The sequence below is a fragment of the Tardiphaga sp. genome (genome assembly GCF_041424195.1).
In the GTDB taxonomy this organism is placed as follows: Bacteria; Pseudomonadota; Alphaproteobacteria; order Rhizobiales; family Xanthobacteraceae; genus Tardiphaga.
Genome location: NZ_JBGMOE010000113.1, coordinates 1 through 1,455 on the forward strand (window position 1 = coordinate 1; position 1,455 = coordinate 1,455).

2 protein-coding genes are annotated in these 1,455 nt (G+C 61.8%); both read left to right on the forward strand.

Annotated elements, in window-relative coordinates:
- Window positions 1-123: 123 nt before the first annotated feature.
- Window positions 124-711, forward strand: coding sequence for a toprim domain-containing protein (locus tag ACEK02_RS16275; RefSeq protein WP_371422637.1), 588 nt, complete (start codon window positions 124-126; stop codon window positions 709-711).
- Window positions 705-1,295, forward strand: coding sequence for a thermonuclease family protein (locus ACEK02_RS16280; protein WP_022684488.1), 591 nt, complete (start codon window positions 705-707; stop codon window positions 1,293-1,295). Before ACEK02_RS16275 ends, ACEK02_RS16280 begins: the two co-directional genes overlap by 7 nt.
- Window positions 1,296-1,455: the final 160 nt, after the last annotated feature.

Consider the following 1,455-nt stretch of genomic DNA (forward strand, 5'->3'; position numbering starts at 1 on the left):
CAGGAAGCCGTATGGTCCGCGCTCAACAGCCGCAAAATCAATCGCCACACCAGCGGCGAGACGGTCGATCGCGCGCCTGAACCCTCGCGCCGGAAGCTCGCCCTACAACTATGGGATTCCGCCGTGCCGATCGCGGGCACCGCGGCTGAACGCTATCTGCGTTCGCGCGCAATCGACCCGACCGGCCTCAAGGTTCGCTTCGCTCCGCGCTGCATCGTTGGCCCGCCCGATGCCCGCGAAGAGCATCCTGCCCTTCTCGTGCCGTTCGAGGCCGACGAAGGCATAATCGCCGTGCAGCGGATCTTGCTCGATCCAGCAACCGGCGAGAAACGCTACCATGCGGCGCTGCGCGAGGCGAAATTGACGCTTGGCCTGGTCCGACATGCAGCCATGCGGATCGGCGGCCAGCCACCCGGCGACGTGCTGCGCCTCGCGGAAGGCTTCGAGGAAGCCGTTTCCGTGTCCCAGCTTAGCGCCGGGAAATTCAAGGTGTGGGGCGCGGGCGGCATTCGCCGCTATGGCCTGATCGCGATCCCCGAACGCATCCGCAAAATCGTCATCTACTCGCAACACGGCCAGGAAGCGGCACAGGCCATAGAGGACGCGCGCGACCACCTCACTGCCAACAACCGCGAGCTGAAAATCATACTCCCGCCAGCCCCGGCGCCGATGGACTGGAACGACATTCTTCAGGAGAAAGCCAGGTGCTGATCCGAGGTTTCAAAAAATGGCCGCGAAATCAGCAAATCGCGTTGCCCATTCTCTCTGTTTTCGCGTTCGGTGCGCTGTTCAATCAGATGCAGGCGAGGAATAGCGAGCCGGTTTCGATCCATGTCGAGAACCCGCGCATTATCGACGGCGATACGCTCGAAACGCTCGATAAAAAGCGGGTGCGGTTGTCGGGAATTGATGCGCCGGATGAGGACGGCAAGGGCAATGTGCCCAAGATCGCAGCGCAGCTCTATTTGGAAGAGCTGGTGAAGCAAAATGGCGGCATGGATTGCACGAGCGATTTTCAGGACGAAAAGCTGACGGTCGAGCCGATATGCAACACGCGGCGGACAAGCTGGGGCCGGTCTAACCTGTCGTGCCGGTTTCGGTCGAATGGGGCATCTGTTTCGGCAACGATGGTGCGCCATGGATATGCCGTTGATTACAGGCAACATTCAGGGCTGGCCTATGCCCGTTTCATGAAAGACGCTGCCGACGAGCGGCGAGGGCTTTGGGGTGTCGATTACGAGGCGATGCGGAATCTGGCGATCGAGAGGGGCCAACTGCCGAACAAGTGCAAGTGATCGGAGCCGGGAACCTGCCCTACTCCACCACACGGCTGCGCCGCGCGGCTCCACGGAGCCAGCAAAGCCGTCTCCGCCCATTCGGGTGACGGTCAGGGCTGGAAGGGAAGATCAGCATGAATGATGCGACGCGAACGACGATGCAGGCCGCGCCCAGGCA